At 66.0% G+C, this 25,519-nt stretch carries 23 protein-coding genes and 2 pseudogenes; 10 read left to right on the top strand and 15 right to left on the bottom strand.

Annotated elements, in window-relative coordinates:
• Positions 1-2: 2 nt before the first annotated feature.
• Positions 3-920 (bottom strand): pyridoxal-phosphate dependent enzyme, encoded by a 918-nt coding sequence (locus ACIPZC_RS04815; RefSeq protein ID WP_400625208.1) that lies wholly within the window; start codon positions 918-920, stop codon positions 3-5.
• 89 nt (positions 921-1,009) lie between these two features.
• Positions 1,010-2,236, bottom strand: a complete 1,227-nt coding sequence (locus tag ACIPZC_RS04810; RefSeq protein WP_400625206.1) for an MFS transporter — start codon at positions 2,234-2,236, stop codon at positions 1,010-1,012.
• Positions 2,237-2,511: 275 nt separating this feature from the next.
• Between ACIPZC_RS04810 and ACIPZC_RS04805 the strand changes: the two genes are divergently transcribed.
• Positions 2,512-3,681, top strand: a complete 1,170-nt coding sequence (locus tag ACIPZC_RS04805; protein ID WP_400625204.1) for a DUF2314 domain-containing protein — start codon at positions 2,512-2,514, stop codon at positions 3,679-3,681.
• A gap of 62 nt (positions 3,682-3,743) precedes the next feature.
• Here the strand turns inward: ACIPZC_RS04805 and ACIPZC_RS04800 are convergent, their stop codons facing one another.
• Both ACIPZC_RS04800 and ACIPZC_RS04795 read right to left on the bottom strand, forming a co-directional pair.
• Positions 3,744-4,010 (bottom strand): hypothetical protein, encoded by a 267-nt coding sequence (locus ACIPZC_RS04800; protein WP_241805915.1) that lies wholly within the window; start codon positions 4,008-4,010, stop codon positions 3,744-3,746.
• A gap of 185 nt (positions 4,011-4,195) precedes the next feature.
• Positions 4,196-5,908 (bottom strand): FAD-dependent oxidoreductase, encoded by a 1,713-nt coding sequence (locus tag ACIPZC_RS04795; RefSeq protein ID WP_400625202.1) that lies wholly within the window; start codon positions 5,906-5,908, stop codon positions 4,196-4,198.
• Positions 5,909-6,093: 185 nt separating this feature from the next.
• Here ACIPZC_RS04795 and ACIPZC_RS04790 point away from each other — a divergent pair, with 185 nt between their 5' ends.
• The 3 genes from ACIPZC_RS04790 (at position 6,094) to ACIPZC_RS04780 (ending at position 8,958) form a co-directional block, all read left to right on the top strand.
• Positions 6,094-6,870 carry an IclR family transcriptional regulator gene (locus tag ACIPZC_RS04790; protein ID WP_400625200.1) on the top strand — a complete coding sequence of 259 codons (777 nt, stop codon included), beginning with the start codon at positions 6,094-6,096 and terminating at the stop codon, positions 6,868-6,870.
• A 168-nt stretch (positions 6,871-7,038) separates the two neighbouring features.
• The gene (locus ACIPZC_RS04785) at positions 7,039-8,091 is read left to right on the top strand and encodes a Gfo/Idh/MocA family protein (protein ID WP_400625198.1); all 1,053 of its coding nucleotides are present in this window, start codon (positions 7,039-7,041) and stop codon (positions 8,089-8,091) included.
• 51 nt (positions 8,092-8,142) lie between these two features.
• Positions 8,143-8,958 (top strand): sugar phosphate isomerase/epimerase family protein, encoded by an 816-nt coding sequence (locus ACIPZC_RS04780; protein ID WP_400625196.1) that lies wholly within the window; start codon positions 8,143-8,145, stop codon positions 8,956-8,958.
• A 101-nt stretch (positions 8,959-9,059) separates the two neighbouring features.
• On the opposite strand, the gene ACIPZC_RS04775 is transcribed toward ACIPZC_RS04780, so the two are convergent.
• The 4 genes from ACIPZC_RS04775 to ACIPZC_RS04760 are packed head-to-tail and all read right to left on the bottom strand — an operon-like array spanning position 9,060 to position 13,661.
• Positions 9,060-10,787 (bottom strand): FAD-dependent oxidoreductase, encoded by a 1,728-nt coding sequence (locus ACIPZC_RS04775; protein WP_400625194.1) that lies wholly within the window; start codon positions 10,785-10,787, stop codon positions 9,060-9,062.
• Between the two features lie 21 nt (positions 10,788-10,808).
• Positions 10,809-11,129 carry an NIPSNAP family protein gene (locus tag ACIPZC_RS04770; protein WP_267823067.1) on the bottom strand — a complete coding sequence of 107 codons (321 nt, stop codon included), beginning with the start codon at positions 11,127-11,129 and terminating at the stop codon, positions 10,809-10,811.
• On the bottom strand, positions 11,114-12,847 hold the full coding sequence (locus ACIPZC_RS04765) for an FAD-dependent oxidoreductase (protein ID WP_400625192.1): 1,734 nt from the start codon (positions 12,845-12,847) through the stop codon (positions 11,114-11,116). Before ACIPZC_RS04765 ends, ACIPZC_RS04770 begins: the two co-directional genes overlap by 16 nt.
• Before the next feature lie 4 nt (positions 12,848-12,851).
• Positions 12,852-13,661 carry a shikimate dehydrogenase gene (locus ACIPZC_RS04760; protein ID WP_241805907.1) on the bottom strand — a complete coding sequence of 270 codons (810 nt, stop codon included), beginning with the start codon at positions 13,659-13,661 and terminating at the stop codon, positions 12,852-12,854.
• 174 nt (positions 13,662-13,835) lie between these two features.
• Here ACIPZC_RS04760 and ACIPZC_RS04755 point away from each other — a divergent pair, with 174 nt between their 5' ends.
• On the top strand, positions 13,836-14,606 hold the full coding sequence (locus ACIPZC_RS04755) for an IclR family transcriptional regulator C-terminal domain-containing protein (protein ID WP_400625190.1): 771 nt from the start codon (positions 13,836-13,838) through the stop codon (positions 14,604-14,606).
• A 45-nt stretch (positions 14,607-14,651) separates the two neighbouring features.
• Here the strand turns inward: ACIPZC_RS04755 and ACIPZC_RS04750 are convergent, their stop codons facing one another.
• Positions 14,652-14,867, bottom strand: a complete 216-nt coding sequence (locus tag ACIPZC_RS04750; RefSeq protein WP_241805905.1) for a TIGR02450 family Trp-rich protein — start codon at positions 14,865-14,867, stop codon at positions 14,652-14,654.
• A 206-nt stretch (positions 14,868-15,073) separates the two neighbouring features.
• Positions 15,074-15,253, bottom strand: a complete 180-nt coding sequence (locus ACIPZC_RS04745; RefSeq protein WP_241805904.1) for a CsbD family protein — start codon at positions 15,251-15,253, stop codon at positions 15,074-15,076.
• On the opposite strand from ACIPZC_RS04745, the pseudogene ACIPZC_RS04740 reads away from it, so the two are divergent.
• Positions 15,250-15,780 (top strand): annotated as a pseudogene (locus ACIPZC_RS04740) (hypothetical protein); the annotation flags it as partial. The gene ACIPZC_RS04745 and the pseudogene ACIPZC_RS04740 sit on opposite strands and share 4 nt — an antisense overlap.
• Before the next feature lie 75 nt (positions 15,781-15,855).
• Positions 15,856-16,293: pseudogene (locus ACIPZC_RS04735) on the top strand (response regulator transcription factor); the annotation flags it as partial.
• Positions 16,294-16,436: 143 nt separating this feature from the next.
• On the opposite strand, the gene ACIPZC_RS04730 reads toward ACIPZC_RS04735, so the two are convergent.
• On the bottom strand, positions 16,437-16,685 hold the full coding sequence (locus ACIPZC_RS04730) for a CsbD family protein (protein ID WP_241805901.1): 249 nt from the start codon (positions 16,683-16,685) through the stop codon (positions 16,437-16,439).
• Positions 16,686-16,823: 138 nt separating this feature from the next.
• On the opposite strand from ACIPZC_RS04730, the gene ACIPZC_RS04725 reads away from it, so the two are divergent.
• Together ACIPZC_RS04725 and ACIPZC_RS04720 are read left to right on the top strand one after the other, a co-directional pair.
• A complete protein-coding gene (locus ACIPZC_RS04725) occupies positions 16,824-18,365 on the top strand; it encodes a gamma-glutamyltransferase family protein (RefSeq protein WP_400625187.1) in 1,542 nt (513 codons plus the stop codon).
• Positions 18,366-18,439: 74 nt separating this feature from the next.
• Complete coding sequence (locus ACIPZC_RS04720; RefSeq protein WP_400625185.1) at positions 18,440-19,135, top strand: GntR family transcriptional regulator; 696 nt, start codon at positions 18,440-18,442, stop codon at positions 19,133-19,135.
• Here ACIPZC_RS04720 and ACIPZC_RS04715 read toward each other — a convergent pair.
• From ACIPZC_RS04715 to ACIPZC_RS04700, 4 genes are read right to left on the bottom strand one after another with little or no spacing between them, the layout of a single operon-like run.
• The gene (locus ACIPZC_RS04715; RefSeq protein ID WP_400625183.1) at positions 19,104-20,351 is read right to left on the bottom strand and encodes an amidohydrolase family protein; all 1,248 of its coding nucleotides are present in this window, start codon (positions 20,349-20,351) and stop codon (positions 19,104-19,106) included. The genes ACIPZC_RS04720 and ACIPZC_RS04715 overlap by 32 nt on opposite strands.
• A complete protein-coding gene (locus ACIPZC_RS04710; RefSeq protein WP_400625181.1) occupies positions 20,348-22,834 on the bottom strand; it encodes an ATP-binding cassette domain-containing protein in 2,487 nt (828 codons plus the stop codon). Before ACIPZC_RS04710 ends, ACIPZC_RS04715 begins: the two co-directional genes overlap by 4 nt.
• Positions 22,831-23,700 carry a branched-chain amino acid ABC transporter permease gene (locus ACIPZC_RS04705; protein ID WP_400625179.1) on the bottom strand — a complete coding sequence of 290 codons (870 nt, stop codon included), beginning with the start codon at positions 23,698-23,700 and terminating at the stop codon, positions 22,831-22,833. Before ACIPZC_RS04705 ends, ACIPZC_RS04710 begins: the two co-directional genes overlap by 4 nt.
• A 15-nt stretch (positions 23,701-23,715) precedes the next feature.
• Positions 23,716-24,888, bottom strand: a complete 1,173-nt coding sequence (locus tag ACIPZC_RS04700) for an ABC transporter substrate-binding protein (protein WP_349974312.1) — start codon at positions 24,886-24,888, stop codon at positions 23,716-23,718.
• A 184-nt stretch (positions 24,889-25,072) separates the two neighbouring features.
• Between ACIPZC_RS04700 and ACIPZC_RS04695 the strand changes: the two genes are divergently transcribed.
• Positions 25,073-25,471 carry a nuclear transport factor 2 family protein gene (locus ACIPZC_RS04695; protein WP_241805894.1) on the top strand — a complete coding sequence of 133 codons (399 nt, stop codon included), beginning with the start codon at positions 25,073-25,075 and terminating at the stop codon, positions 25,469-25,471.
• The last annotated feature ends 48 nt before the right edge of the window (positions 25,472-25,519 follow it).

Raw genomic sequence — 25,519 nt, 5'->3', positions numbered from 1 at the left:
CCTCAGGCGACCTGCTTCAACCAGTCCTGAATCTGTTGCAGCGTAGCCGTAGCCCCGCCACAAACGACCACCAGCACAGTCTGGTAACCGTCCAGCTTCGCGGCCTCGTACGCCAACGCCAATGCCGCCCCGCAGGCAGGCTCCACCAGCACCCGGTGGTCCGCCAGAAACCGCTCGCAGGCTTGAAGCGCCGCGCGATCGCTGACCAGCACGCTGTGCACCGGATGTTCCTGCACGCACGCCAGGGCCTGGTCGGCGACACGCTTGGCGCCCAGCGAAGTCGCCACCGATGTGAGGCGCTGCAGCTCTACCGGGTGACCTGCCTGCACTGCCGCGTGCAGCGAGGCCGCGCCCTCGGTTTCCACCGCCAGCACAGGGACATCGTGCCAGCCGTTGCGCTTGAGCCCTTCGACCACGCCACTGAGCAGGCCGCCGCCGCCCACTGACAGCACCACCGCATCGGGCTTGTAGCCGGTTGCCGCCACTTCATCCACAAGGCTGGCATGCCCGGCCCACAGCAGCGGGTCATCGAAGGGGTGAATGAAGGCATCGTGCGGCCCGACCAGGGTTTGCGCCAACGCGTTGGCCTCCTGCCACGAGCTGCCATGCACCACCACCTTGGCACCCTCCAGGTGCAACAGTTCTTTGGCGCGTTCGGTGGTGGTCTCAGGCACCACCACCGTGACCGGCACACCCAGCTGGCGCCCGGCGTAGGCGACGGCCAGGCCGGCATTGCCACCGGATGAGGACACGAAATGGCGGGCGCCCCGGGCATGGTGCACTTCGCAGGCATGGCCCACCCCACGCAGCTTGAACGAGCCACAGGGCTGAAGCGCGTCGAGCTTCAGCCAGATCGAGCGGCCAGCGGCCAGCGACAGCGGGCGGGATTCGATCAGCGGGGTGTGGATATGCAGGGTCATCGCGTAGCTCCATGCTTCAGGTAGGGGCCAATGGTAACGCGGCAGGCCAGTTGCAGGTCATTGAATGTGCGGTGATTACACCCTGCCTGTCAGCACGCTTGCGCCACAGCGCTATTGCTGACGCTGCGCCCCAGCACCAGCACCGTGACAAAACCGCAGCCCACCAATGCCGTGGCCAGGCCCAGCAGCACCGAGCTGCCCAGCTGGTCGACGATTTGCCCGCCGAAGAACGAGCCCAGCGCGATGATCACCTGGAACATGGCAACGAACAGTGGCATGCCTCGTTCGACGTCCTTGGGCGCGACGACAAACATCCAGATACTGGCACAAGCCGGGAAGGCGCCGAAGGCGAAGCCCCAGAGCGCGATCAGCATCGCCGCCCCGGTCATGCCGGTGGCGAAGTGGGGGAACAGGGCGGTGCTGACGCCGATCATCAACGCGACCAGCAACAGGGTGTGACGCACGCTTTGGTTGGCGGCGAAACCGGCGAAGATATTGCCCATCACCCCGGCGACGCCATACAGCAGCAACAGCGACCCGATGGTCGGCCCATCGAAACCTGAATGCTGCTTGAAGAAGGGCGCGACGTAGGTGTAGGCGGCAAAGTGCGCCAGGCCAATCAGCAACACTGCAATCAGGCCAACCCGGGCTTGTGGGTTGATGAACAGCGCTGGCAGGTCACTGATGCGGATGGCCTTGTCCGGGTTCAGGCGCGGCAGCAGCAGGATCTGCGCCAGCAGTACCGGGACGCCGACCAGGGCCGTGACCAGGAAGGTCATGCGCCAGCCCAGCAGGCCACTGAGCCAGGTGCCTACCGGCACGCCCAGCACGGTGGCCAGGGTCACGCCGACCATGATGATCGAGGTGGCCTGGGCAACGCCCACCCCCTTGGGTGCCAGGCGGCCGCTCAGGGCAATGGCGGTAGCCCAGAAACCGCCGATGCTGATGCCCAGCAGCACGCGGCCGAACAGCAGCAGGTTGAAGTCGCTGGCGTAGGCCACCACCGCGTTGGCGATGATCATGATCAGTGTCAGGCCGATCAACAGATAGCGCCGGTCCAGGGCGCCGATGCCCACCGACAGCAAGGGGGCGGCGAGGGCGGCCATGATGCCGGGCAGGGTGACCATCAGGCCGGCGTGGCCAGCACTGATGCCCAGGTCACTGGCGACATCGTTCAATACGCCTACCGGCAGAAACTCGCTGGTCACCAGGGCGAAGGCGCCCACGGCGACCGATAGAATCGCCAGCCACTGCTGTTTGACGCTTTGCTGACTGTGTTCGGGCAGGCCACCTGGGGCCGGGCTCGTATTTGACATGGTGCGGGGGTTCCAGAAGGGGAGTGTCGCCTTGAGCAGGCGCGTGGAGCGGGGAGAATCCGGCGGGCAGTATACGGGGCCCGTCTGCCGGGCCGACAGGCGGGCCTTTCGATAGTCATCATCAGTGCGATTGATGAGGCGCCCTTGCCGGGCAGCCGCCTCTGATGCAATGCAGCGTGCGCTGCGCACGGAACGACAGGCCCCTGTGCGCTATGATCTGCATCTCATCAGCAGCGGGGCGGCAGTCACGCAGTTTCAACAAGGACGAGCAAATCATGACGGAACACGTTATCTACAGCGTTGAAGGTGAAAGCCAGGCACTCAAGGAAGCCGTGGCCAGCGCCCAGGCAACCTTCAAGTTCTTCTGGCGGGAGTTGTCATGGGAGGCGCGCAGGATCGTGAAGTGCCTCGATATGGCCGCCGTCAAAATGTCCTTCGTGCTTGATCCGGATAACCCTGACATACCTGCAGTCGAAAACATGTGGGTGACGGACATTGACTTCGATGGGCAGACGATCACCGGGGTGTTGCTGAACGAGCCGCGCTGGGCAACTGAGTTCAAGGCCTCTGACCCGGTGTCATTGCCTTTTGCCGCACTCAATGACTGGATGTTCGTCCGCGATGGTCATGTCTACGGCGGTTTCACCGTCGATGCCTTGCGTAGCAGCATGGCGGCTGACGAACGTGCCGAGCATGACGCCGCCTGGGGGCTGGACTTTGGTGAGCCTGGCAGCGTCGAACTGGCACCTGCCGCGGACGGCCAGGCGCCTTGGCTGCTCACTCGCGCGCTGAGCACCACGGCAGACCTGCAGATGTTGGCGTCGCTGGAATGTACAGACCACCCGATGGCAGTGAACATGCGCGAGAAGGTCGAAGAAGGCCTGCGGCAATACCCCGAGATGATCAGCGACTACGACGACCGGGGCTGGTTGCTGCTGCATCGGGAGGTGCTGGTGGGCAACTACCCGGTGGTACATGCATTGCTGCGCCACGGGGCTGACCCTCGGGCAGCGAACAGCCAAGGCCAGAGTGCGCAGGCATTGGCGGCTGAAGCAGGCTGGCCACGGATTGCCGAGTTGTTGCAATGCGATACGGCTCAGGGGGGGGAGCCGGTCGCCAGCAAAGGGTTGCCATTATGGCCGATCGGCTTGACGCTGGTCGCGCTGGCCTTGGCATGGCTTTATTACTTGATCGTTGTTCCCTTGCGTGCCGTGTGGGCGGGCCGTGGCGCTGAAGTGGCCAGTACCTGGGACTTTGTCGGTGCCATTCTCCTGCTGAGCGTCGGTGTCGCTTCTTGCACAGGCCCCTGGTATATCAGGCTGCGCCTGCGCACCCCGCAATGGGGAGCGAGCCGGGCGCTGGATGTGGGTGCCATTGCAGGCGCCGTGGTTTTTGCCTGGGTGCTGCACGATCAATTGCTGCGCTACGTTAGCGGGTCTTATTAACGTCGCCGCCTCGGCGCCTGCTGCGCCGGTTCGCGCAACCAGGTGCCTGGGCTGTAGACGGCTCAGTGTTTGTCGGTGAAGTAGTGAGGGTAAAGCACCCGGTCCAGCTCCAGCTTTTCAGCATCCCCCACGCGCTTGCGCACTTCGGCGTAGAACTGCTGGCTCTGGTTCTGGAACCTGATGTAATCGCGGGTACAGGCCTTGAGCGCTGAGCTGAGCTGTTTGCCCGTCAGCCCCTGTGTGCGCTTTTGAGAAGCGAGATAAGCCTGCCAGCTGTTTTCCACCTGCTGCAGCCCCTGAGCGAGCGCTGTTGTCTCGATTGTCGCCATTGCTGCACCCTCTTTGAGCCGGTAACGGCCCGTCGGTGTGGATCGCCCGAGCGACGATGGCCCTGCAAAGCTGTGCCGAGCACTGCTGTGGCTCGCAGCCCCGAGCTTAGCCGGTTTTCCCGGGGGCGCCTGCTCCGGGCGCTGAACGGCGCAGGGCGGCGGCGGCGAAGTGCCCCCGGGCTGGCTTACTCATACGCCTGGGCCCCGGCGATATGCCGGCCGGCCACATAACCGAACGTCAGCGCCGGCCCCAGGTTGATACCCCCGGACGGGTACCAGCCGCCGAATACGCTGGCCATGTCGGTGCCCGCGGCATATAGGCCGCCGATGGGCTGGCCCTGTTCATCCAGCACACGTGCGTGGCCGTCGGTGCGCAGGCCGGCGAAGGTGCCAAAGCAGCCGGGCTGCACCTTTACCGCGTAGAACGGGCCGTGCTCGATCGGCGCGACGCAGGGGTTGGGCCCCTTGTGGTGCGGGTCGCCCTGTTTGCGGTTGAACGGGGTGCTGCCGCGCCCGAATTCAGGGTCCTGGCCTTGGCGTGCGTGGCGGTTGTACTCGGCGACCGTGGCGCTCAACCCCGCAGGGTCGATGCCGCAGGCGCGGGCCAGCAGGTCCAGGCTGGCGCCGCGCTTGAGGTAGCCGCTGCGCAGGTGCGGCCCCACTGGCAGCGGGGCGGGGCGGGCGTGGCCAAGGCCGTAGCGGCGCAGGAAGCGATGGTCGCAGATCAGCCACGAACAGGCTTCTTCTTCCTGCGGCAGGGCATCGAGCATGGCTGCGACATAGTCGTAGTAGCCGTGCGCCTCGTTGACGAAGCGCTTGCCGTTGGCCAGCACACCGATGATGCCGGGCTTGCCCCGTTCGATGATGTGCGGGAAGTGGCCGACGCTGCCATCACGGTGCGCGACCTTCGACACCGGGGCCCAGGCGACCGCCGACTTCAGGTCGGTGGCCACCACGCCGCCGGCGGCTTCACCAAGGCGCAGGCCGTCCCCGGAGCACGACCGCGGCGGCAGGGCGAGGTTGTCGTGGCCACTGGCATCGCGCGGGAACAATTGCCGGCGCCGCTCGGGGTCATGGGCAAAGCCACCGGCCGCCAGCACCACGGCGTTGGCGCGCAGGGTGAGGTCGCCCTGCGCGGTGGCGATCACCGCGCCACGCACCTGACCGTCCTCCATCAGCAGGCGTTTGGCCGGCGCAGACTCAAGCAGGCGCACGCCCAGATCTTCAGCCGACTTGGCCAGGCGCGCCACCAGTGCCACACCGTTGACCAGGTGCATGGCCCGGCCATGGCGGGCGAGGTGGTACAGGTGGCGAGCGAAGCGTTTGCACACATGCCAGAAGGCGCGGGGGGAGCGGGTCATGTTCAGAAAGGCGGCGAGGTCGGCGCCGGCCATGATCGGCATGCCCATGAACGAGGTTTCGCGCAGGGTCCTGCGCAAGCGGGGCAACAGCGCACCCAGCTGGCGGGCGTCATAGGGGGCGGCGATGACCTGGTGCCCACCGATGGCGGCGCCAGGGGTATCGCCGTGCATGTCGGGGATGGCGTTGCCATCGGCGAACTGCAGGGCCGTATGTTGCTCGAAAAAGGCGACCATGTGCGGGCAGGCTTCAAGGAAGGCGTCGATGCGCTGCGCGTCGTAATGGGCGCCCAGTTCGTTGCGCAGGTACGTGCGAGGTTGCTCGATGTCTTCCTCGATACCGGCACGACGCGCCAGCGGGTTGCGCGGCACCCAGGCCCAGCCGCCGGACCAGGCAGTGGCGCCGCCAAACACCGCGTCTTTTTCCACGAGGGTAACCCGTTGCCCATGCCAGGCTGCCGTGACGGCAGCGGCCAGCCCGGCGGCGCCAGAGCCAATGACCAGTACATCGCATTCGGCTTGCAAGTTGTCGGTGGGCATCGCGGGTCTCCGGCATTATTATTGGAACTAGGTTCCATATTCTTCTTGCCTGACCCAGCGGTATGCAAGTGATGCCGGTAAGTAATGGTCGATAATCGGACACTTAAGGCGTGATGCCCTGCGGTGGCCGACGAGGATATGGAATCATCTTCCAGAATTCGCCTTTTTCATCAGGAAACCCTGTCATGGCTGGTAGTCAGATCGAACGCGCCTTCAGTCTTGTAGAAAGCCTTGCCGCCGAGCCCCAGGGGCTGGCCCTGCAAACCCTGGCTGACCGGCTGGAGATCCCCAAGAGCGCCGCCCACCGCATGCTCGCCGACCTTACGCGCCTGGGCTACGTCCGCCAGAACCGTGACAACAACCGCTACCAACTGTCGGCCAAGCTGGTGGCGTTGGGCTTTCGCTACCTGTCCAGCAGCGGCGCCGACATCATCCAGCCGATCCTCGACCGCCTGGCTCAGGACAGCGGAGAGTTGGTGCGCCTGGGCGTTATCGACGGCGCCCGCCAGACCTGGATCGCCAAATCCCAGGGCGCCCGTTCCGGGTTGCGTTACGACCCGGACATGGGCCGCGATGCCCCCCTGTTCTACACCGCCTCGGGGCATGCCTGGCTGGCCAGCCTCAGTGATGACGAGGCGCTGCAGATGGTCCTGCGCCAGGGCATTGCCGACCCGGAGCAGTTCGGCCCCAACGCCCCGCGCTCCACTGAACAGCTGCTGGGCTACCTGGCTGGCGCCCGTGAGCGGGGGTATGCCTGGGTCGAGCAAACCTCGGCAGTCGGCACTTCGGCCCTGGCTGCAGTGGTGCGCCGGCCGCATGGCAACGAGGTCATTGGTGTGCTGAGCATTGCCGGCCCCAGTGCGCGCCTTTCCCAGGCGCGCTTGCCGGAGCTGGCGCCGCTGTTGTTGGCGGCGGTGGAGGAATTGTCGGTGGCCAGCCAGGCGAGCGAGTTGTTCGCTTGAATGGGCTTCAGCAGGGGGATGCGTCTGAATCTCTGGTCGATTACCGCACACTCTATGCAGGGTGTCCTTTTGCAAAACGGACCACAGTTCTAAATTAGCGATAGGTGATTCCGGAACCTTGTTCTGGAATTGCCGCAACAATAACGATAAACGCTAGAGGACTGCCCGTTGAACGCACCCCTTCGCATCGCCCTGATTGGCGCCGGTATCATGGGACGCCAGCATTGCCAGCACCTGAGCCAGGTACCGCAAGCCCAGTTGTGCGCGGTGGCCGACCCCGGCCCCCAGGCTGAAGCCTTTGCCGCCGAGTGCGGGGTGGCCTATTTCGCCGATCACCGGCAGATGCTGCAGGCTGTGCGGCCCGAGGCCGTGATCGTGGCCAATCCGAACAACCTGCACGTGGCCACTGCCCTCGATTGTGTTGAAGCCGGCGTGCCAGTGCTGTTGGAAAAGCCGGTAGGGGTGCACCTGGATGAAGTGCGTGCGCTGGTGGAGGCATCGCGCCGCTGCGGCGTGCCGGTGCTGGTCGGCCACCACCGGCGGCATAACCCGCTGATTGCCAGCGCGCGCAGCGTGATCGCCGAAGGGGCCTTGGGCCGTTTGGTCAACGTCACCGCGCTGTGGCAGTTGCAAAAACCCGACAGCTATTTCGACACACCGTGGCGGCGCGAGCCCGGCGCCGGCTTTCTGCTGACCAACCTGATCCACGACCTGGACCTGCTGCGCTACCTGTGCGGCGAGGTGGTACAGGTGCAGGCGTTCACCCGTAACCAGGTGCGCGGGTTTGCCAACGAGGACAGCGCGGCAGTGCTGCTGGAGTTCGCCAACGGTGCCCTGGGCAGCTTGACCGGCTCCGACGCGGTGGCAGCGCCGTGGAGCTGGGAGCTGAGCTCGGGTGAAAGCCCTGTCTATCCGCGCCAGGCGGACCAACCCTGTTACTTGCTGGCCGGCACCCGGGGGGCGCTGAGCATCCCCCAGCTCAAGCACTGGCAATACGCCGAGGCAAACTCGGGCTGGCATACACCGCTGCTGCAGTGTGACGTGGGTATCCCGGCGGGTGCGGCACTGACCCTGCAGTTGCAGCACTTTGTCCGTGTTGCCCGTGGGCAGGAAGCGCCGTTGACCGCTGCCGCTGACGGCGGCCGCACCCTGGCGTTGATCGAGGCGGTCCGCCAGGCAGCCGCCAGCGGCCGGGCTTGCACGCCAGAGATCATCGTGTGAGCCGCGCGTGCGTGCTTCCTCCCCGTACCCCTTTGCCTGCAGGTAACCCCCATGACTGATCGAATCTTTTCCCTGGCCGCGCTCACCGTACTGGAGCTGTCACCCCCGGCGATGGTCGAAGCCGCCGCCCGAGCCGGTTACAGCCACGTTGGCCTGCGCCTGGTGCCAGCGACCAGCGAAGAGCAGCACTTCCCGTTGGTGAGCGACGCCGAACTGCGCCGCCAGACCCAGGCGCGCCTGCGTGACACCGGTATCAAAGTCCTGGATCTGGAAATCCTGCGCCTTGAGCCCGACACCTGCGTGGCCGATTTCGAGCCGATGCTGGCGGTCGGTGCCGAGTTGGGCGGCAGCGAACTGCTGGTTGCCGGTAACGACCCGAATGAGGCGCGCCTCACCGAACGCTTCGCTGAACTGTGCGACCTGGCGGCCGGCTACGGTATTCATCCGCACCTGGAGTTCATGCCCTGGACCGACGTCCGCGACCTGCAACAGGCCATGCGCATCGTTGCCAAGGCAGACCGCCCGAACGGTTGCGTGCTGGTGGATGCCTTTCACTTCAACCGCTCCGGGTCGTCGCTCGACGACCTGGCGCGGCTGGCCCCGCAGCGCATGCGTTACGCCCAGTTGTGCGACGTGGCTGGGCCGGTACCGGCCGATATGGATGAAATCCTGCGCCAGGCCCGTAACGAGCGGCGTTTCCCGGGGGAGGGTGATGCCGACCTGGCCGGCCTGTTGCGCGGGTTGCCAGCGAGCGTTCCGCTAAGCCTGGAGATTCCCACGCGGCAACTGTTGGTGCAGGGTGTCAGTGGCGAGCAGCGTGCGCGGATGGCGCTGGAGAAGGCCCGGGCGGTGCTGGCATCGATGTGAGCCAAGGGGCCGCTTCGCGGCCCATCGCCGGCGAAGCCGCTGCCATGCACCGCAGCACCTGCATCGCCGGCAAGCCGGATCCCACACAAATGCCTTCAATGCTAGAGATGGGATGAAACAGCCGCTCCAACCCCGGAACAGTCCCGCTCCGGCTGCGGCAACCCGCATAGCGCCAGGCCTGCGAGGTACCCGAAGGTCATCCCTGGCCCCAGCGTGATACCGCCACTGGGGTAGTGCCCGCCCATGATGCTGTGCATGTCATTACCCACCGCAAACAACCCCGGTATGGCTTGCCCTGCATCATCGAGCACCCTGGCCGACGCATCGGTGCCCAGCCCGGCAAAGGTCCCGAGGCTGCCCGGCAGCAACTTCACTGCATAGAAAGGCCCGTGCAGCAGGGGCCGCAGCGAAGGATTCGGGGCCTGCTGCGGCTCACCCTGCGCCCGGTTGTATGCCGAGGCGCCGCGCCCAAAGTCAGGGTCCACACCCTGCGCCGCATGCTGGTTGAAGCGCGCCACCGTGCGCTGCAACTGCTGGCCATCGATGCCACAGCGCGCGGCCAGTTGCGCCAGGTCGTTGCCACGCAACAGGTAGCCACGCCGTTCATAGAAGCGGGCAGGAAAGGGAAACGGCTTGGCCCAGCCGATGCCATACCGACGCTGCGCGGCATGGTCGCAGATCAACCAGGCCTCATAGGATTCGCCCTCTGGCGTAGCGGCGAACAGGGCATTCATGAAGTCGTGGTAGCAGTCCGCCTCGTTGACAAAGCGTCGGCCGTCACTGCGCACTGCAATGAAACCAGGCTTGGCGCGGTCTATCAGGTGCGGGAAATGCCCAACGCTGCCATCGCTACGCGGCACTTGCGAGACCGGCGCCCAGGCACCGGCATGGGCCAGGTTGGTGCCGACCTGGGCGCCGGCCTGCTCGCCCAGGCGCAGGCCATCGCCGCTGTTTTCCGGCGGCGCGGCAGAGTAATGGCCAACGCCGTCGGGCGCGTGCGGTATCAGCTGCGCGATGCGCTGGCGGTCATGGGCAAAACCGCCACAGGCCAGCACCACGCCACGCCGCGCATGGATCCGCTGGCCATCGGCACAGTGCGCGCCGGTGATGCGTGCATCGCCCAGCAAGGCAATGGCCGCTTTGTCGGTCAGCAGCGTGACGCCCAGATCCAGGGCACTGCGCAGCAGGCGGGCCACCAGCGCGTTGCCGTTGACCAGTTGCAGGCCCCGCCGGTGCAGCAACAGATCGCGCCCGTGACGCAGCAGGCGTTTGGCCACATGCCAAGCCGCCCTGGGCGATTGCCGGGCATTGAAGAAAGCGGCCATGTCCATGCCACCGGCAATGCCCATGCCGCCCAGGCTGACGATGTCCAGCGGTGGCCGCAGCCGGTGTATCCAGGGCCCGAGCAGGCGGCCGTCATAGGGCAGTGCACACAGGGCACGCCCTCCGCGCGCGCTGCCGTCACCTTCACGCATGTCGGGCAGCTTCGTACCGCACTGAAATTGCACGCACGTGTGCTGCTGGAAAAACGCCACCATCGCCGGGCCATGGCGCAGGAACGCCAGTTGGCGTGCGTCCAGTTCCGCTACGCGGGTTTGGGCGCGCAGGTAGCGCTGCGCTGCATCAGCGGTTTCGACCAGGCCTTCGGCCACGGCCAGGGGGTTGCGCGGTATCCATAGCCAACCGCCCGACCAGGCGCTGGTGCCGCCGAGCCGGGGGGCTTTTTCTGCCACGATCACCTTGAGGCCATGGTGCGCGGCGGTAACCGCCGCAGCCAGGCCGCTGGCACCGGAGCCGATGACAAGTACGTCACACTCAAGGGGTTGCATGGGCGCACTCCGGTTCGGTTTTCACTGCAGCGGCGAGAAGCCGGTAGGCCGCAGCAGGCGTGATTGCAGCCGCAGTACAGCGCCCAGTTCACGGTTGAGCCGCGAGAACTGGGCCCAGCGTGGGTCCGCTGCCATCGCCGCGCGCCGTTCGCTGCGCTCGTCCAGGCTGGCATAACCCCAGATGTGCACCACCTGGTTCACCTCACCGAATTCGCTGGTGAAGAAACCGACCAGGTTGCCCAGGTGTTCGCGTTGCACCGCCAGGGCGTGGCTTTGGTAGAGGGCCAGCCAGTCAGCCATTTTCAGTGGGTCGAGGGTGTAGGTTCTCATTTCGTAGTACATGGAAGCGTCTCCGTGTCAGGGCTGTGAGCTTGCAGGCGTTCAGCGATATGGCTGGCAGCGATCCAGCCGAAGGTGAGGGCAGGGCCCAGCGTGATCCCGGGGCCGGGATAGGTGCCATTCATCAATGAGTTCATGTCGTTGCCGACGGCATACAAGCCAACGATCGGCGCACCGGCGCGGTTGAGTACATTGGCGTTGGCATCGGTCACCAGGCCGCGCGCCGAGCCAAGGTCGCCGGTGTGCAGGCGGATGGCGTAGAACGGGGCCTTGGCCAGTGGCGCCAGGCATGGGTTGGGCTTGTGTTGCGGGTCGCCCATGTAACGGTTGTAGCTGTTGCCGCCCTTGTCGAATTGCCGGTCGATGCCGCTGCGGGCGTCGGCGTTGAAGCGCTCCAGGGTTTCCTGCAGCACCTGCGCGGGCACGCCGATGGCCTCGGCCAGCCCTTGCACTGAACCTGCGCGGTGCAGGTAGCCGACTTCGATCAGGGCCGTGTTGTCCACCGGTTTGGGCCGTGCCAGGCCCAGGCCGTAGCGGTTCATGGCCTCGGCGTCACAGACCAGCCAGCAGCTGCTGATGCCATTGGCGAACATGGCCTGTACGAAGTGGTGATAGGAGTTGGATTCGTTGACGAAGCGCCGCCCGGCCGGGTCGAGCGCAATGACGCCGGGCTTGGCGCGGTCGGTGACCAGGTGCGGGAAGCGCTCGCGCTCACCACTGGCATGGCGCCGCTCGGAAACCGGTGCCCAGAAGAAATTGGCCGCCAGGCCCTCGCCCTGGGCGGCATCCACCGCCTGGGCAAGGCGCAGCGCAGCACCGTCGTTGCCAGCGGGGGACATGGTCAGGTGCGGCGCGTCAGGGGCCGGGCGGTGGGCCGCCGCCAGTGCACCCGCAGCAAACCCGCCCATGGCGCAGACCACCCCACCGCGGGCATGGACTTGCGTGCGGCGCCCCTCATGCTGCAGCACCACGCCGGTGACCGTGCCGTGTTCGACGATCAGTGCCTGCGCTTCGCTGCGCAACCACAGCTGTGCGCCGTGGGCGAAGGCGGTGCTGGCCAGGCGCGCCACCAGTGCGTTCCCCGTGGTCAGGCGCGTGCCACGGTGATGGTGAACCCGGTCCAGTGCGTAGCGCGCCATCAGTTTCAGGCAATGCCACAGTGACCGCGGGGAGCGGCGCAGGCTCAAAAAGTGCTGAATGTCCTCGCGGTTGACCATCATCGCGCCGAACAACAGCATGCCCGGCGGTGGCATTTTCAGGTCCTTGAAGCGTGGGCCGAGCCGGCGGCCGTCGTACTCGACCATTTCCAGCGCACGGCCGAACGCGGTGGCGCCGGGTGCGTCCGGGTAATAGTCCGGCGAGTGCGGGCGCAGGGCGTAGCGCAACTCGGTGTTGTGTTCCAGCCAGCGCAGCGCCTGGTGCCCGCGCGCGATGAAGGCATCCACCAGTTCGCCGTTGTAGCCGGCACCGATGATGCTTTTCAGGTAGGTCCTGACGGCCTCGGGTGAGTCCTGCGCACCGGCGATGCGCGCCTGATCCGAGCCATACAACCACGCAGCACCCCCGGAGATCGCCGAGGTACCGCCAAAGTGTTCGGCCTTTTCCACCACCAGCACCTTCAGGCCCAGGCGCGCTGCCGTGGCGGCGGCAGCCAGGCCACCGGCGCCGCTGCCAAGCACCACCAGGTCGTACACCGCTTGCGCGTTTTCGATAGGGGGCATGGCCTCAGATCTCCAGTGGCGTTACGCCCATGAAGGCGCCCAGGTGGCCAAGTTGCGCAAAGGCCATTTGCGCGCCCGTCTGCACCGCGCAGCCGCGTTCACGCGCGTGTTGCAGCAGCGGGGTGATTTCGGGCGAAGTGACAACGTCGGCTACCAGCGTGGTGCTTTTGAGCGTGCCCAGCAATGCAGCGGGCAGCGGCAGTTCGCCCGTGCCGCCCATGCCCACGGGCGAGGCGTTGACCACCAGGTCGAAGGCGTCCAGCGTGCTGTATGCGGTGGTGGTGCCGACGCCAGGGAAGGCCTTGCCCAGCAGGCCGGCAAGCGCTGTGGCGCGAGGCGTTTCGGGGTCGGCGAGGGTGACGTGGGCAACCCCGGCCTCACCCAGTGCGTAGGCGATGGCACTGCCGACGCCACCGCAACCGACGATCAGCACTCGCTTGCCCGCAGGGGCGAAGCCGTGCTTGCGTGCTGCGCCCAGAAAGCCCGCGCCGTCCACGTTGTCACCATACAGGCGGCCGTCGTTTTCACGCCGTACCACGTTCACCGAGCCCAGGGCTGCTGCGCGTGCGCTCAGGCCGTCCAGGCGGGTGGCGAATGCCTGCTTGTAAGGGACGGTCACCACGCAACCGCGCAGGTTGCGCCAGCCGCGCAAGGTGTCGATAAAGGCGTCCAGCGCGGCATGCTGCAAGTCGATGGGCAGCATGGCCAGGTCATGGCCATTGTTGCTGAACCAGGTATTGAAGTTTTCAGGCGATTTCACCTGGGCGATGGGCGTGCCGACGATGGCGACCAGCGCTGTCGAACCTTTGATCATGGTGACTTCCGTTATGGGTGTTGTTGTGGAAGTCAGGGTGAGGCGGTGGCGGCGTTGTCACAATACGCTTGCCAGGGGTTTGATGCGATAATCGCACTCATGACGCGATTATCGCGGCAACTGCACAATTCGGCTTGCCTGGCGGCCACGATTCCCCACTCGAGGGTGCAAGACATGGACAAACCCCTGATTCACCCCCGCGACCTGATTGCCGGTTTACAGAAAGGCCTGGCGCTCATGCAGCTGTTCAACGCCGAGCAGCCGCGCCTCACGGTGCCCCAGGCCGCCAGGCAAGCGGGCCTTACGCCCAGTGCGGCGCGGCGTTTTCTGCTGACCCTGGTGCATGAAGGCTTCGCCGAAACCGACAACCGCCACTACTGGCTGACCCCCAAGGCCCTGCGTATCGGCCAGGCCTATGTGGACTCGGCGCAGTTGCCACGCATGCTGCGCCCGGTCGTCGAGCAAGTGGCCCGGCAGACCCAGGAACATGTCTCGGTGGGGACACGCGACGACGACGAAATCATCCACCTGGTGCGTAGCCGCTACAGCCACATCGCCTCGCTGTCGATACGGCCCGGCTCGCGGGTGCCGATGTATTGCACCGCCGGCGGGCGAGTCTGGCTGGCGGCACTGGGCCAGGCGCAGCGCGATGATTATTTCGCCCGCAATCCGCTACACCCGCTGACGCCCTACACCCAGACCGACAGGGCGCTGCTGGACGCGACGTTGCAGCAGGTGCGCGAGCAGGGCTACTGCATCGTCGATCAAGAGTTCGAAGTCGGCATGCGCGTAATCGGCGTGCCGTTATTGGACCGGGCGGGGCAGTTGAAGGCGACGCTGACCATCACTACCCATGCATCGCGGCTGAGCATGGATGAGATCCGCCTGCGTTACCTGCCACCGCTGTATGAGGCACAGGCGCTGCTCAAACCGGTGTTTGGCTGACCGGGCAGCGAGGGGTGGGTACGAGGGCGGCAGCTCTTGCCGTTTTCACTGCCAGCCCATCAGCCATACCTCAGGGTCACGCAGCACCTGCCAGTCCAGCCACTGGCTGCGCTTGCTGTGCACCGCTTCCAGTTCCACACGCAGTACATGCCCCTCTTCATCCCGTTCCAGGTCGGTCACCAGGAAGTGTTTTTCACGGTTCGTGGGGTGTCGCGCTGTCCATTTCGAGAGTTTCAATTTGTCCGGGTTGAAGCGGTTCATCATTGCTCCTTGGGCGAGAGTGCATCCTGATCGTTATACAGGCAGGCAAGCCACCGAGGATACTTGCCCGGCCAGTATCTGGCCGGTCGATCCCTGCCGAATGCGGTGTGTGGCATGGCCGGGCCGCAAGCCGAGAACCGTACCCCCCCCAGAAACGGCAAACGGCCGCCCTCAGGCAGCCGTTTGTTATGGCTCATGCGCAAGGGTCAATCCTTGCTGACGGCGTCCTTGACGTCACCGACTACCTGCTGCGCTTCGCCTTTTTTCTCCTGCACCTTGCCTTTGACCTCCAGTTCCGTGTTGCCAGTGGCCTTGCCTACGGCTTGCTTGACCTTGCCGATGGCTTCGTTGGCCAAGCCTTTTACTTTGTCCGAAGTGCTGCTCACAGAATGGCATCTCGCTGGACTGGGACAACCTGGAAGCCGAGTTGAACAAGACCTTGGCGCAGTCTGGCAAGGCTGAGCTGGCCCCCTCGACCCTGGAGCAGAAGGCCGAGCAGGCGCAGGCTCAGGGAGAGTCGGCAGGACGCATCGCAGCCGAGAACCCGACCCAGGCCATCGACCAGCTCAAAGCATGGTTCGAGCGCGTGCGCAAGGCCGGTGAACCTGCCCTGAGCGCGGCAGACAAGCAAGCATTGGTCAACATCGTCGCTGCGCGCACCGGCAAGAGCCAGCAGGAGGCCCAGCAGGTGGTCGATAACTACGCCCGTGCCTATGAACAGGCTGCCGAGCAGGTGAAGGTGCTTAAAGAGCAGGCCGAGCAACAGGCTCGCGAGGCTGCCCAGGTCGCCGCCAGCAACGTCTCGAAAGCCGCCTGGGGCACCTTGGTAACCCTGCTGATCGGTGCCGCCTTGAGTTTTGGCGTAGGCCGCTTCACGCTGTCGTCACGCAAAACGCGCGTTGCCACGGTGTGAGTCGCAACGCCTACGCTGCAGGTACGTTTCACCCAACCCACGTTTCACGGATGTCTGTCGAAGGAGAAAAACCAGCGAAAAAAAGGCAGTGACCGTCTCGACTGTGTGCTGCAGGCGGACACTGTGAGCTTGCAGGACACCCCGTGTTACCTGTTGGTGCTGATGGACATCACCGAGCGCAAGCGTTCCGAGCTGGAGTTGGTCGAGGCGATAGAAACGGTGATGCAGGATGCGTCGTGGTTCAGCCAGACCTTGATCGAGAAGCTGGCCAATGCCAAGCGCCTGAACACCGGCCGCTTGCCTGACGCCTCATTGACCGACCTGACCCGCCGCGAGCGCGATGTGCTGGCGCTGATCTGCGAAGGCCTTGCCGACAAGGAAATCGCCACGCGGTTGAACCTGGCCCTCAATACCGTGCGCAACCATGTGGCAACGGTGTACTCCAAGCTCGATGTTCACAGCCGCAGTGAGGCCATTGTCTGGGCGCGTGAGCGACGCCTGTTCACGCATTGATTGGTCCAGGCACAGGTTCCGGGGAGGGGGCTGGGCTATCGCCAGTGGGCGATCGGAGGTAGGCGTTATTGCTTCGCCGAGGCCTCTGCTGGACGCCAAAGGGCTTCATGGTCTTTGAAGCCCTCGGACCGACCTTTTGCTTATCAGCGACGCAGCAGGCGGCTCACCACCAGGGTGAGGGCGGCGCCGATTGCCAGTGCGGTGATGGGCTTCTCTTTTACGAAGGCAGAGACGTTGTTCAGTGCGTCACCGTAGGTTTTGGTCAGCTGGCCAGCGACCTGGCGGCCATCGCCCTCTGCCTCCAGGGCCGGGTCCTCGAAAAGCCGACCCACCGCGCTCTGCGCCTTGCCTGCGACTTTCTGTGCAACACCTTCAACTTGTTCGCTTTTCATAGTGATCAAACCTTCCTAGTGAGTGGCAATGGGAACGCACAAGGTTAGGGAGCGGGGCGGGTGGATTAGTTCAAAGCGGTTTACGCGATTGGGAACGATCCTTGCTGATTGCTAGCAATATCCATAAAGGAGCTAGCAATGAACGAGTCCCTGGTCGCCCATTCCCGCGGTGGCGTGCTGTGCACCCCGCACCCCTTGGCCAGCGCTGCGGGCCTGGAGGTGCTCGACGGCGGGGGGAGCGCAATCGATGCCATGCTCACCGCCAGTGCCGTGCTGGCAGCGGTGTACCCACACATGACGGGCCTGGGCGGTGATGCACTGTGGTTGCTCCACGATGACCAGGTACGCACCATCATCGGGATCGGCCAGGCCGGCAGGCGCTTGCCTGCGGCGGGCGCGATCGGCCTGCGTGGGCCTGCCTCGGTCGCGACCACGGCCGGGGCCATGGCCAGTTGGGCGCAGGCCAAGGCCATCAGCGAGCAGTGGGGGTCGCGGCTGGGCTGGGCCGACCTGCTGACAGGCGCCGCCGGGCTGGCACGGGACGGGGTAGAGGTATCCGCCTCGCAACTGTTCTGGCAAGGGCAGCGCGCCAGCCTCATCCAGACACTGCCCAGCCTGCAGGCATTGTGTACGCCGCAAGGTGGCCGTTTGCGCCAACCCGCGCTGGCCAACAGCCTGGAGCACCTGGCGCGGCGTGGCCCAAGCGACTTCTACCACGGGGAACTGGCGGAGGCCTTCGGTGTGGCGTTCGACGCGCTGGGTTGCGGCCTGACCGTCGCAGACCTGCGCGCCACCCGCGCAGACCTGGCGGCGCCGCTCTGCGTACGTTATCGCAACGGTCGGCTGTACAATGTCGCGCCTCCCAGCCAAGGCCTGTACACGCTGCGTGCCATGGCTGCGCTGCAGGCCGTGAACCTGGGCGAGAACGGCACGCCGGGCTATTACCACCTGCTGGTCGAAGCCATCAAGCAGGGCCTGCTGCAGCGCAACACTCAACTCCATGACCCACGCGCCACGGGTTGGGACTTCGAGCACGCGCTTGCTCTGCCTCCCGCAACCCTCAACGAGCAACGTGCGACGCCCTGGGGAGAGCCCGGGCAACCGGCCGACACGGTATGGATGGCCGCCACCGACCGCGCCGGGCGCAGTGCCTGCCTGATCCAAAGCCTGTTCCATGACTTCGGCTCCGGGTGCATCCTGGGCGATACCGGCATCCTTTGGCACAACCGTGCGGCAGGTTTCAGCCCGCAGCCGGGGCACTGCAACGCCTGGGCGCCCGGCAAGCGGCCGGCACATACACTCAACCCGTCGGCCTACCTGGCCGATGATGGGCGCCGCTGGTTTTTCGGCACCCAAGGGGGCGACGGCCAGCCCCAGACGCAGATGGTGCTTGCCACCCAGTTGATCGACTACCAGCAGCCTGCCGAGGCGGCGTTGCGTGCACCGCGCTTTCTGCTTGGGCGCAGCTTCTTCGACAGCACCGACAACCTCAAGCTGGAGGCCGATATCGGCGCAACGGTGGTGCAGGGGCTGGTCGACCGTGGCCACCAGGTCGAGACCACGCCTGCGCTGAGCCCGTTGATGGGCCTGGCCGGCGTGATTGCCATCGGCCTGGACGGCCAGCGCACCGCTGCCTATGACCCGCGCAGCCAGGGCAGCGCCCTTGGCCAGCAGGACTGAACCACGCCGATTGCCGCAATGCGTGGCCCGGCGGATAATGCCGGCCCAAAGCGTTTGAGGGTTTCGAGGTCGCGATGAAAGGCAAGACGGTCAGCAGCAAGCAACAAGAAGTCCAGCGCATCGCCGAGATGCTCGCCAAGGCCATTGCCCAGCATCGCCTGCGCCCCGGCGTGCGCCTGGTCGAGGCGCACATCGTCGAGACCCTGCAAGCCAACCGCAACCACGTGCAGGCTGCGCTGCAACGCCTGGCCATGCAACGCATCGTCGACATCGAGCCCAACCGCGGCGCCACCGTGGCCCAGCCAAGTGCCCGCGAAGCACGGGAAATCTTCGCCGCACGCCGCGCCGTGGAGCGGGCGATCGTCGAGGCCATCACCCCGGCGCATGTCGTCGAGCATCAGGTGCGTATCGAACAGCACATGCACGACGAGCGTGCAGCCACTGCCAGCACCGATCGCCGCGCCATCGTTCGCGAACTCAGTGAGTTTCACCTGTTGTTGGGTGAGGTGAGCGGTAACCAGGTGCTGGCCGACATCCTCGGCAACCTGATGGTGCGCAGTTCGCTGATCGTCGCCCTGTATCAGCGCGGTGACAGCCCGCCCTGTGCCTCGGACGAGCACCAGGCCATCATCGATGCCTTGCGCGCTGGCGATACCCAGGCGGCCGTGGACGAAATGATCGCGCACCTGGACGAACTCGAAGGCCAGTTGGCCCTCGAGGATGTGGCTGCGCCTGAGGTCAACCTGCGCCAGGCACTGTCAGGGCTGTGAGCGGTGCTGGGAACAGCTCGGCCGGTGGCCGGCTGAAAGTCTGCCGGCCCTGTTTGAACCCCATCAGCGGCGCGGCGATACGGCCGATCACCTCGGCCGGCGAGGGCGCGTCGAACACCACGAAGTCGGCTTGGCAACCCGGTTCCAGGCCATAGTCGGCAAGGCGCAGCAGGCGCGCCGACTGCCGTGAGATCCAGCCCAGGCACAGCAGCAGTTCCTCCGGCGTGCCCAGTTGGGCGACGTTGGCGTACAGGTTGGCCTGACGCACCAGGGAGGCATCGCCATAGGGCGTGAAAGGGTTACCGATGTTGTTGCTGGACAACGAACAGGTCACCCCGCACTGATGCAGTTGTGCCAGCGGTGCCAGCCCCCTGGGCTTGTCATGGAAGCGGTCACGGCCGGTGAGAAACAGGTCGGTGGCCGGCAGGCAGGTGACGTGCACACCGGCTTCGGCCAACGCCTCGCCCATGCGCAGCAGTTCGGCCTGCGGCAGCGCCGAGAGCTTGGTCACATGGCCGACGGTGACCCGGCCTTGCCAGCCATGCTGGTGGGTGCAGCGGATCACCTCGCCCAAGGTCATGCCGGCGATTTGCAGGTCGAAGTCCAGGTGCAGGTCCAGGTCGCGATCGTAGGCCACCGCCAGTTCGAACAGCCGGCGGATCTGCGCTTTAGGGTCGGCGTCGGTGTAAGGGCAGCCGCCCAGCACTTCAGCGCCTTCGTCCAGGGCCTGGCACAACAGCGCTTCGGTCCCGGGGTTGTCGAGCATGCCTTCCTGCGGGAACACGCAGATCTCCAGGGTCACGGCCCAGGCGTAATCCGCCTGTAGCCTGCGGATGGCGCGCAGGCCGGTCAGGCCGATACCCGGGTCGATCTCGACATGGGTACGCATGTGCGTGGTGCCTTGTACGATGGCTTGCTCCAGCACAGCCGCGCCGCGGGCGTAAACATCGGCCCCGGTGAACGCGGCTTTGGCCAGGCGGGTCTGGGCGATGGCTTCGGCCAGCGTGCCTTCGCGCAGCTGGCAGCGCGAAAGGATGCAGGCCTTGTCCAGATGGATATGGGTTTCGATCAGGCCCGGCAGCACCAGCCGGCCGCCGAGGTCGAGCTTGGGCGCCGGCTGGCTCAGCCGGGCCACGAAGCGGCCGTCTTCAATCAGCAGGCGGCTCAGTGCCGGGCCGTCGCCCAGGCGCACATTGATCAGTTCCAGATGGCTCATGCGGCGGCTCCTGCGCCCAGGTAGGCGGCTTCCAGTTGTGGGTCACCGCGAAGTTGCTCGGCGCTGCCCTGTTTGACGATGCGGCCGGTTTCCAGCACGTAGGCGCGGTCGGCCACCTGCAGTGCCAGGTTAGCCATCTGATCGACCAGCAGTAACGTCACGCCTTCGTCGCGCAGGGCGGCAAGGGCGTCGTACAGCTCGCCGATCATCGCCGGGGAGAGGCCCAGGGACGGCTCGTCCAGCAGCAGGATGCGTGGCTTGGCCATCAGCGCGCGGCCAATCGCGACCATTTGCTGTTCACCGCCCGAGAGCAGCCCGGCCGGGCTGTGGATGCGTTCGCGCAGGCGGGGGAAGCGCGTGAGGATCGCGGCGATTTCGCCGTCGGCATCGACGGCATCCTGGCGCACGTTGGCCCCCAGCAGCAGGTTCTCGCGCACGCTCAACTGGCCGAACAGCTGCCGGCCTTCAGGGATCAGGGCCAGGCCACGGCGGGCGATCTGGCTGGCATCGAGGCTTTCGATGCTGCGGTTGTCCAGCACGATACTGCCGCCACGTGGCCGGTGCAGGCCGGCAAGGGCCTGCAGGATGCTCGATTTGCCGGCGCCATTGGCGCCCAGGATAGCGATCAGCTCACCCGGGTTGACCACCAGGTCGACAGCTTCGACCACTGGCGCCGCGCCATAGTCGATGCACAGGTCGCGCACGTGCAGCACGGCATCACGCGAACCCGCCCAGGCCTGCGCGCGCGGCTGGGCCTGGTACTCGGTGCCCCCCAGGTACGCCGCAATCACCCGCGGGTCCGAGCGCACCTGTTCAGGGGTGCCCCAGGCGATCGGTTTGCCGGCGTCGAGCACCAGTAGCCTGTGCGACACGGCCATCACCAGCGGCATGTCGTGCTCGACCAGGATGATCGCCAGGTTGAAGGTGGCCAGGCGTTGCAGCAGCGTGGCCAGGCGGTCGGTGTCCTGCCGGCCAAGGCCCGCCGCCGGCTCGTCGAGCAGCAACACCTGCGGGCGGCTGGCCAGGGCCCGGGCGATCTCGACCAAGCGGCGGTCGACGTGGGGCAGGTCATCGGCGGCGACGTGCAGGTTGCCGCGGTAGCCGACCAACGCCAGCAACGCGATGGCCAAGGCCTTGCGTGTGGCCTGCTGGCACGGCCAGGGCCGTTCGATGGCACCTTGCTGAAAGGCCAGCAGCAGGTTCTCAAGCACGCTCAGCTCACCGAACAGCTGGGTGGTCTGGTACGTACGGGCGATACCGGCGCGCGCGATGCGCCAGGCCGGCTGCCCGGCCAGCTCCGCGCCCAGCTGTATCGAGCCGGTGTCGGGGCGGTAGAAACCACTGATCAGGTTGAGCACCGTGGATTTGCCCGCGCCATTGGGCCCGATCAGGCTGGTGATGCTGCCTGGCAACGCCTGCAGGCTGACGTGCTGCGCGGCCTGCACACCCCCGAAACGGATGCCGATGCCCTCGACCTTCAGCCCATGCCGCGCACCACCGGTGAAGAACGCCCGCAGCACCGCCGCATCCGGCTGTACGGTGACCGGCTCGTGCCGCGGCCGCCAAAACCGCTTGGCGAGGCTACCCAGCACGCCGCGTGGTGCCGCCCACAGTACCGCCAGCAGCAAAACCGAGAACGCCAGCAGCCGGTACTCGGCAAAGTCGGCCAGCAGTTCAGGCAGCAGCACGATCACCAGTGCACCGAGCACCGGCCCGAACAGCATGCCGGCGCCACCGACGATCACCGCCAGGACGAACAGGATCGACTGCGAGAACGGGAACGCTGCCGGGTTGATGAACATCAGCACCGGCGCTACCAGCGCCCCGGCTGCGCCCGCCAGGCCTGCCGACAGGGCAAAGGCCAAGGTCCGCGTCTGCACCGGGTTGACCCCCAATGAGCGGGCGGCGATCTCCGACGCCTTCACCGCCCGCATTGCCAGGCCCCAGCCGCTGCGCTGCAGGCTCCAGTAGAAGGCCAGCGCCGCCAGCATCAGCAGCACCGCAGCCAGTGCCAGCAGCAGGGCCGGGTCCAGCGTGCCGACTTCAGGCAGTGGAATGCCCATCAGGCCGTTGGCACCGCCAGTGATGCTGCGCCACTCGATCAGGCCGTTGTGCACCACCAAGGCAAAGGCAATGGTGATCATTGCCAGGTAGGGCCCGCTGACCCGTAGCGCCGGGATCGCCAGCAAGCCGCCCAACAGCGCGCAGCCAAGGCCGGCCAGGGGCAGGGCGCCCGACAGCGGCAGGCCGGCAAGTGTCAGCAACGCCGACAGGTAGGCGCCGATGGCATAGAAGGCGATGTGCCCGAAGGACATCTGCCCGGACAAACCGATCAGGATGTTCAGGCCCACGCCGACGGTGACCGCCAGCGCGAACAAGGTCAGGATCAACAGCCAGTAGCTGTCCAGGCCCAATGCCAGGCCAAGGCTGGCGACCCCGAACAGGGCCAGGCCGAGGGGGGCGAGTCGCTCGCGCATGGTCATACCTTTACCCAGAGTTTGCGGCCGAACAGGCCGTCAGGACGTGCCGCGAGTACCACGATCACCAGTGCAAAGCACAGCAATTGCGTGAACGCAGAGCCGAAATACAGCGTGACCACCGCCTCGAGCAGGCCAAACAGCAGGCCTGCCGCGAACACCCCACCCGCACTGGCGATGCCGCCGAGGATGGCCACGGCGAACGCCTTCAGGCCGAACAACGTGCCCATGTCGGCGTGCACGCTGTACAGCGGTGCGATCAGCAGGCCCGCCAGCGCCGCGAACACGGTCGACAGGGCAAAGGCCGCCGCCACCACGCGGTTCACGTCGATGCCCATCAGCCGGGCTGCCCGTGGGTTCTGCACGCAGGCTTCCAGGCGCAGGCCCAGCTGTGTGCGTCGGCGCACCCAGTAAAGCGCGGCCGCCACCGCCGCACCGGCCAGCGGAATGGCCAACTGCACGGCATTCAGGCTGCTGTCGCCCAGGTCCAGGCGCAGGCTGGTCAGGGCACTGCCGAACTGCCGTGGCTCCTTGCCGAAGGTGAACATCGCCAGGTTGTCCAGCAGCAGCCCGCCCGCCACGGTCGCCATCAGCCAGGCGTCCGAGCCACGGGCATGGAACGGGCGCACCAGAAAGCGCTCGATGGCCAGGCCCAGCACCGCGCACAGCAGCAGGGTAGTGGGCAGTGCCAGCCACAACGGCCAGCCCCAGGTCACGGCCAGGCTGTAGCCAAGCACGGCGCCGACCATCATCGCGCTGCCCTGGGCGAAGTTGACCGTGCGCGACACGGCATAGGTGAGGTGAAAGCCCAGCGCCAGCAGCGCATACATGCTGCCCAGGCCCAGGCCGCTGACCAGTGCGGTGGTGATCATGTCGAGGGCCTCCGCTCAGGGCGTCACGGGCACGATGGTGTCGCCATCGAAGCGGCTGAAGACATAGTCCTCAGGGCCCAGGGCGTCGTGGCGGTCAACACTGAACGGCTGCTGGTAGTGTTTGATCAGCCCCTCGTAGTCGCTGATGGCATAGAACCCGTCACGCACCTTCGTGCCTTGGGTGTCCTGGGCCTTGTCGATCGCCAGGGCCACCAGGTGCATGGCGTCGTAGGCGTTGGCGATGCCCACGGCGGGGGTCACGTCGGCCAGGGTCTTGACCTGCGGGTAACGCTGCTTGAGAGCGGCCAGCAAGGCATCGCCGCGGGCGCTGTTGTGGGCGCTGAAGACAAACGTCTGGATGAAGTGCACGCGCCCGGCGTCAGGCCCGGCCAGCTCGCCGAAGCGGCCGCCGGCCGGGCCCCAGTGCGACACCACCGGCACGTTCCAGCCCATCTGCTGGAGCGATTTGACCACCTGCGCCGAAGGCCCGACGTTGCCCACCAGCAGCAGGGTGTCGACGCCTGCGTTTTTCAGGCGGGTGAGTTGCGGCACCATGTCCAGGTCACTGTCCTCAAAGCGCTCGGCCGGCGCCTGGGCCATGTCGCGGCGGGCCATAGCGGCGTTTAGCCCTGCCAGGTTCGACTCGCCCCAAGGGTTATTGGCCAGGATCAGGCCCGGGCGCTTCATGCCCTGGCGCAGGCCATAGGCGACCAGTGCTTCGTCCACCTGTTCATCCACCGCCGACACGCGGAACACGTAGTTGTCCTTCGCGCCGTTCTCGGTGATTTTGGTGCCTGCCGCCCAGATCCCCATGAACGGCGTTTTCAGTTGGTTGGCCAACGGCACGATGGCCAGCGACACCGGGGTGTCGAGGCCGCCGAACAGCACGCTGACCTTTTCCCGCTGGATCAACTCGCGCGCCGCCAGCATGCCCTTGGCCGGGTTGCTCTCGTCATCGCGGCGCACCAGTTCCACCGGGCGGCCCAGCAGCCCGCCTTGGGCATTGATCTCATCGATGGCCAGGGTCAGGCCCCGGGTCAGGGCCTCGCCGGACTTGGCGGACTGCCCCGACAACGCGGCCACCAGGCCCACCTTGATCGGCTCTGCAGCCTGTACCCAGCCCGTGCAGCAGGCCAGGGAAAAGGCTGCGCAGGGCAGCCAGCGACGTAGCAAGGAACGGCTGAACATGGTTCGAACTCCTGATTGCTAGCAATTTATAAAAATGTGCTAGCAAAACAGGTGCCATTTGGAAAATACTTCGGGCACCCCGTGTTTTGGGGCTTGCGCCTTCGGCTTCAGCGCCCTCGCGTGCACTGGATCAAGGCATCGCTCGGGGCCTGCGCCCCGTTCTGGACACCCTCGGAGACTTGCAATGACCGAAAGCAACAGCGCCGTACAGATCGTTCGCGACTTCCTCGCTGCTTCCATGGCCCCCGACCCGGTGCGCGCTGCCACGTTCATGAGCGACGACGTGCGCATTACCTTTACCGGCGGCCGCGCGATGCCCACCCCGGCCGACATCACCGCGTTCAATGGCGCGCGTTACACCTGGGTGAAGAAGCAACTGGGGCAGTTCGACTGGTGTGAGCGCGAGGACCACACCGTGGTGTATTCCAATGGCACCCTGTACGGGCAGTGGCCGGATGGCCGCAGCTTTTCCGGCAACCGTTACCTGGACCGTTTCGAAGTGAAGGCGGGCAAGATCGTGCGCATGGATGTGTGGAACGACAGCGCCGAATGGATGCTGGCGCCGGAGATCGGCAAGGCCTGAGCGGGTCAGCGGCGGTGTGGCCTGAGGTATCGCCGTTGGCGATACCTG

This window comes from Pseudomonas sp. NPDC089743 (assembly GCF_044748785.1).
Lineage (GTDB): Bacteria > Pseudomonadota > Gammaproteobacteria > Pseudomonadales > Pseudomonadaceae > Aquipseudomonas > Aquipseudomonas putida_X.
The sequence above is the reverse complement of the archived record's forward strand: the minus strand, read 5'-3'. Positions and strand labels throughout refer to the sequence as shown.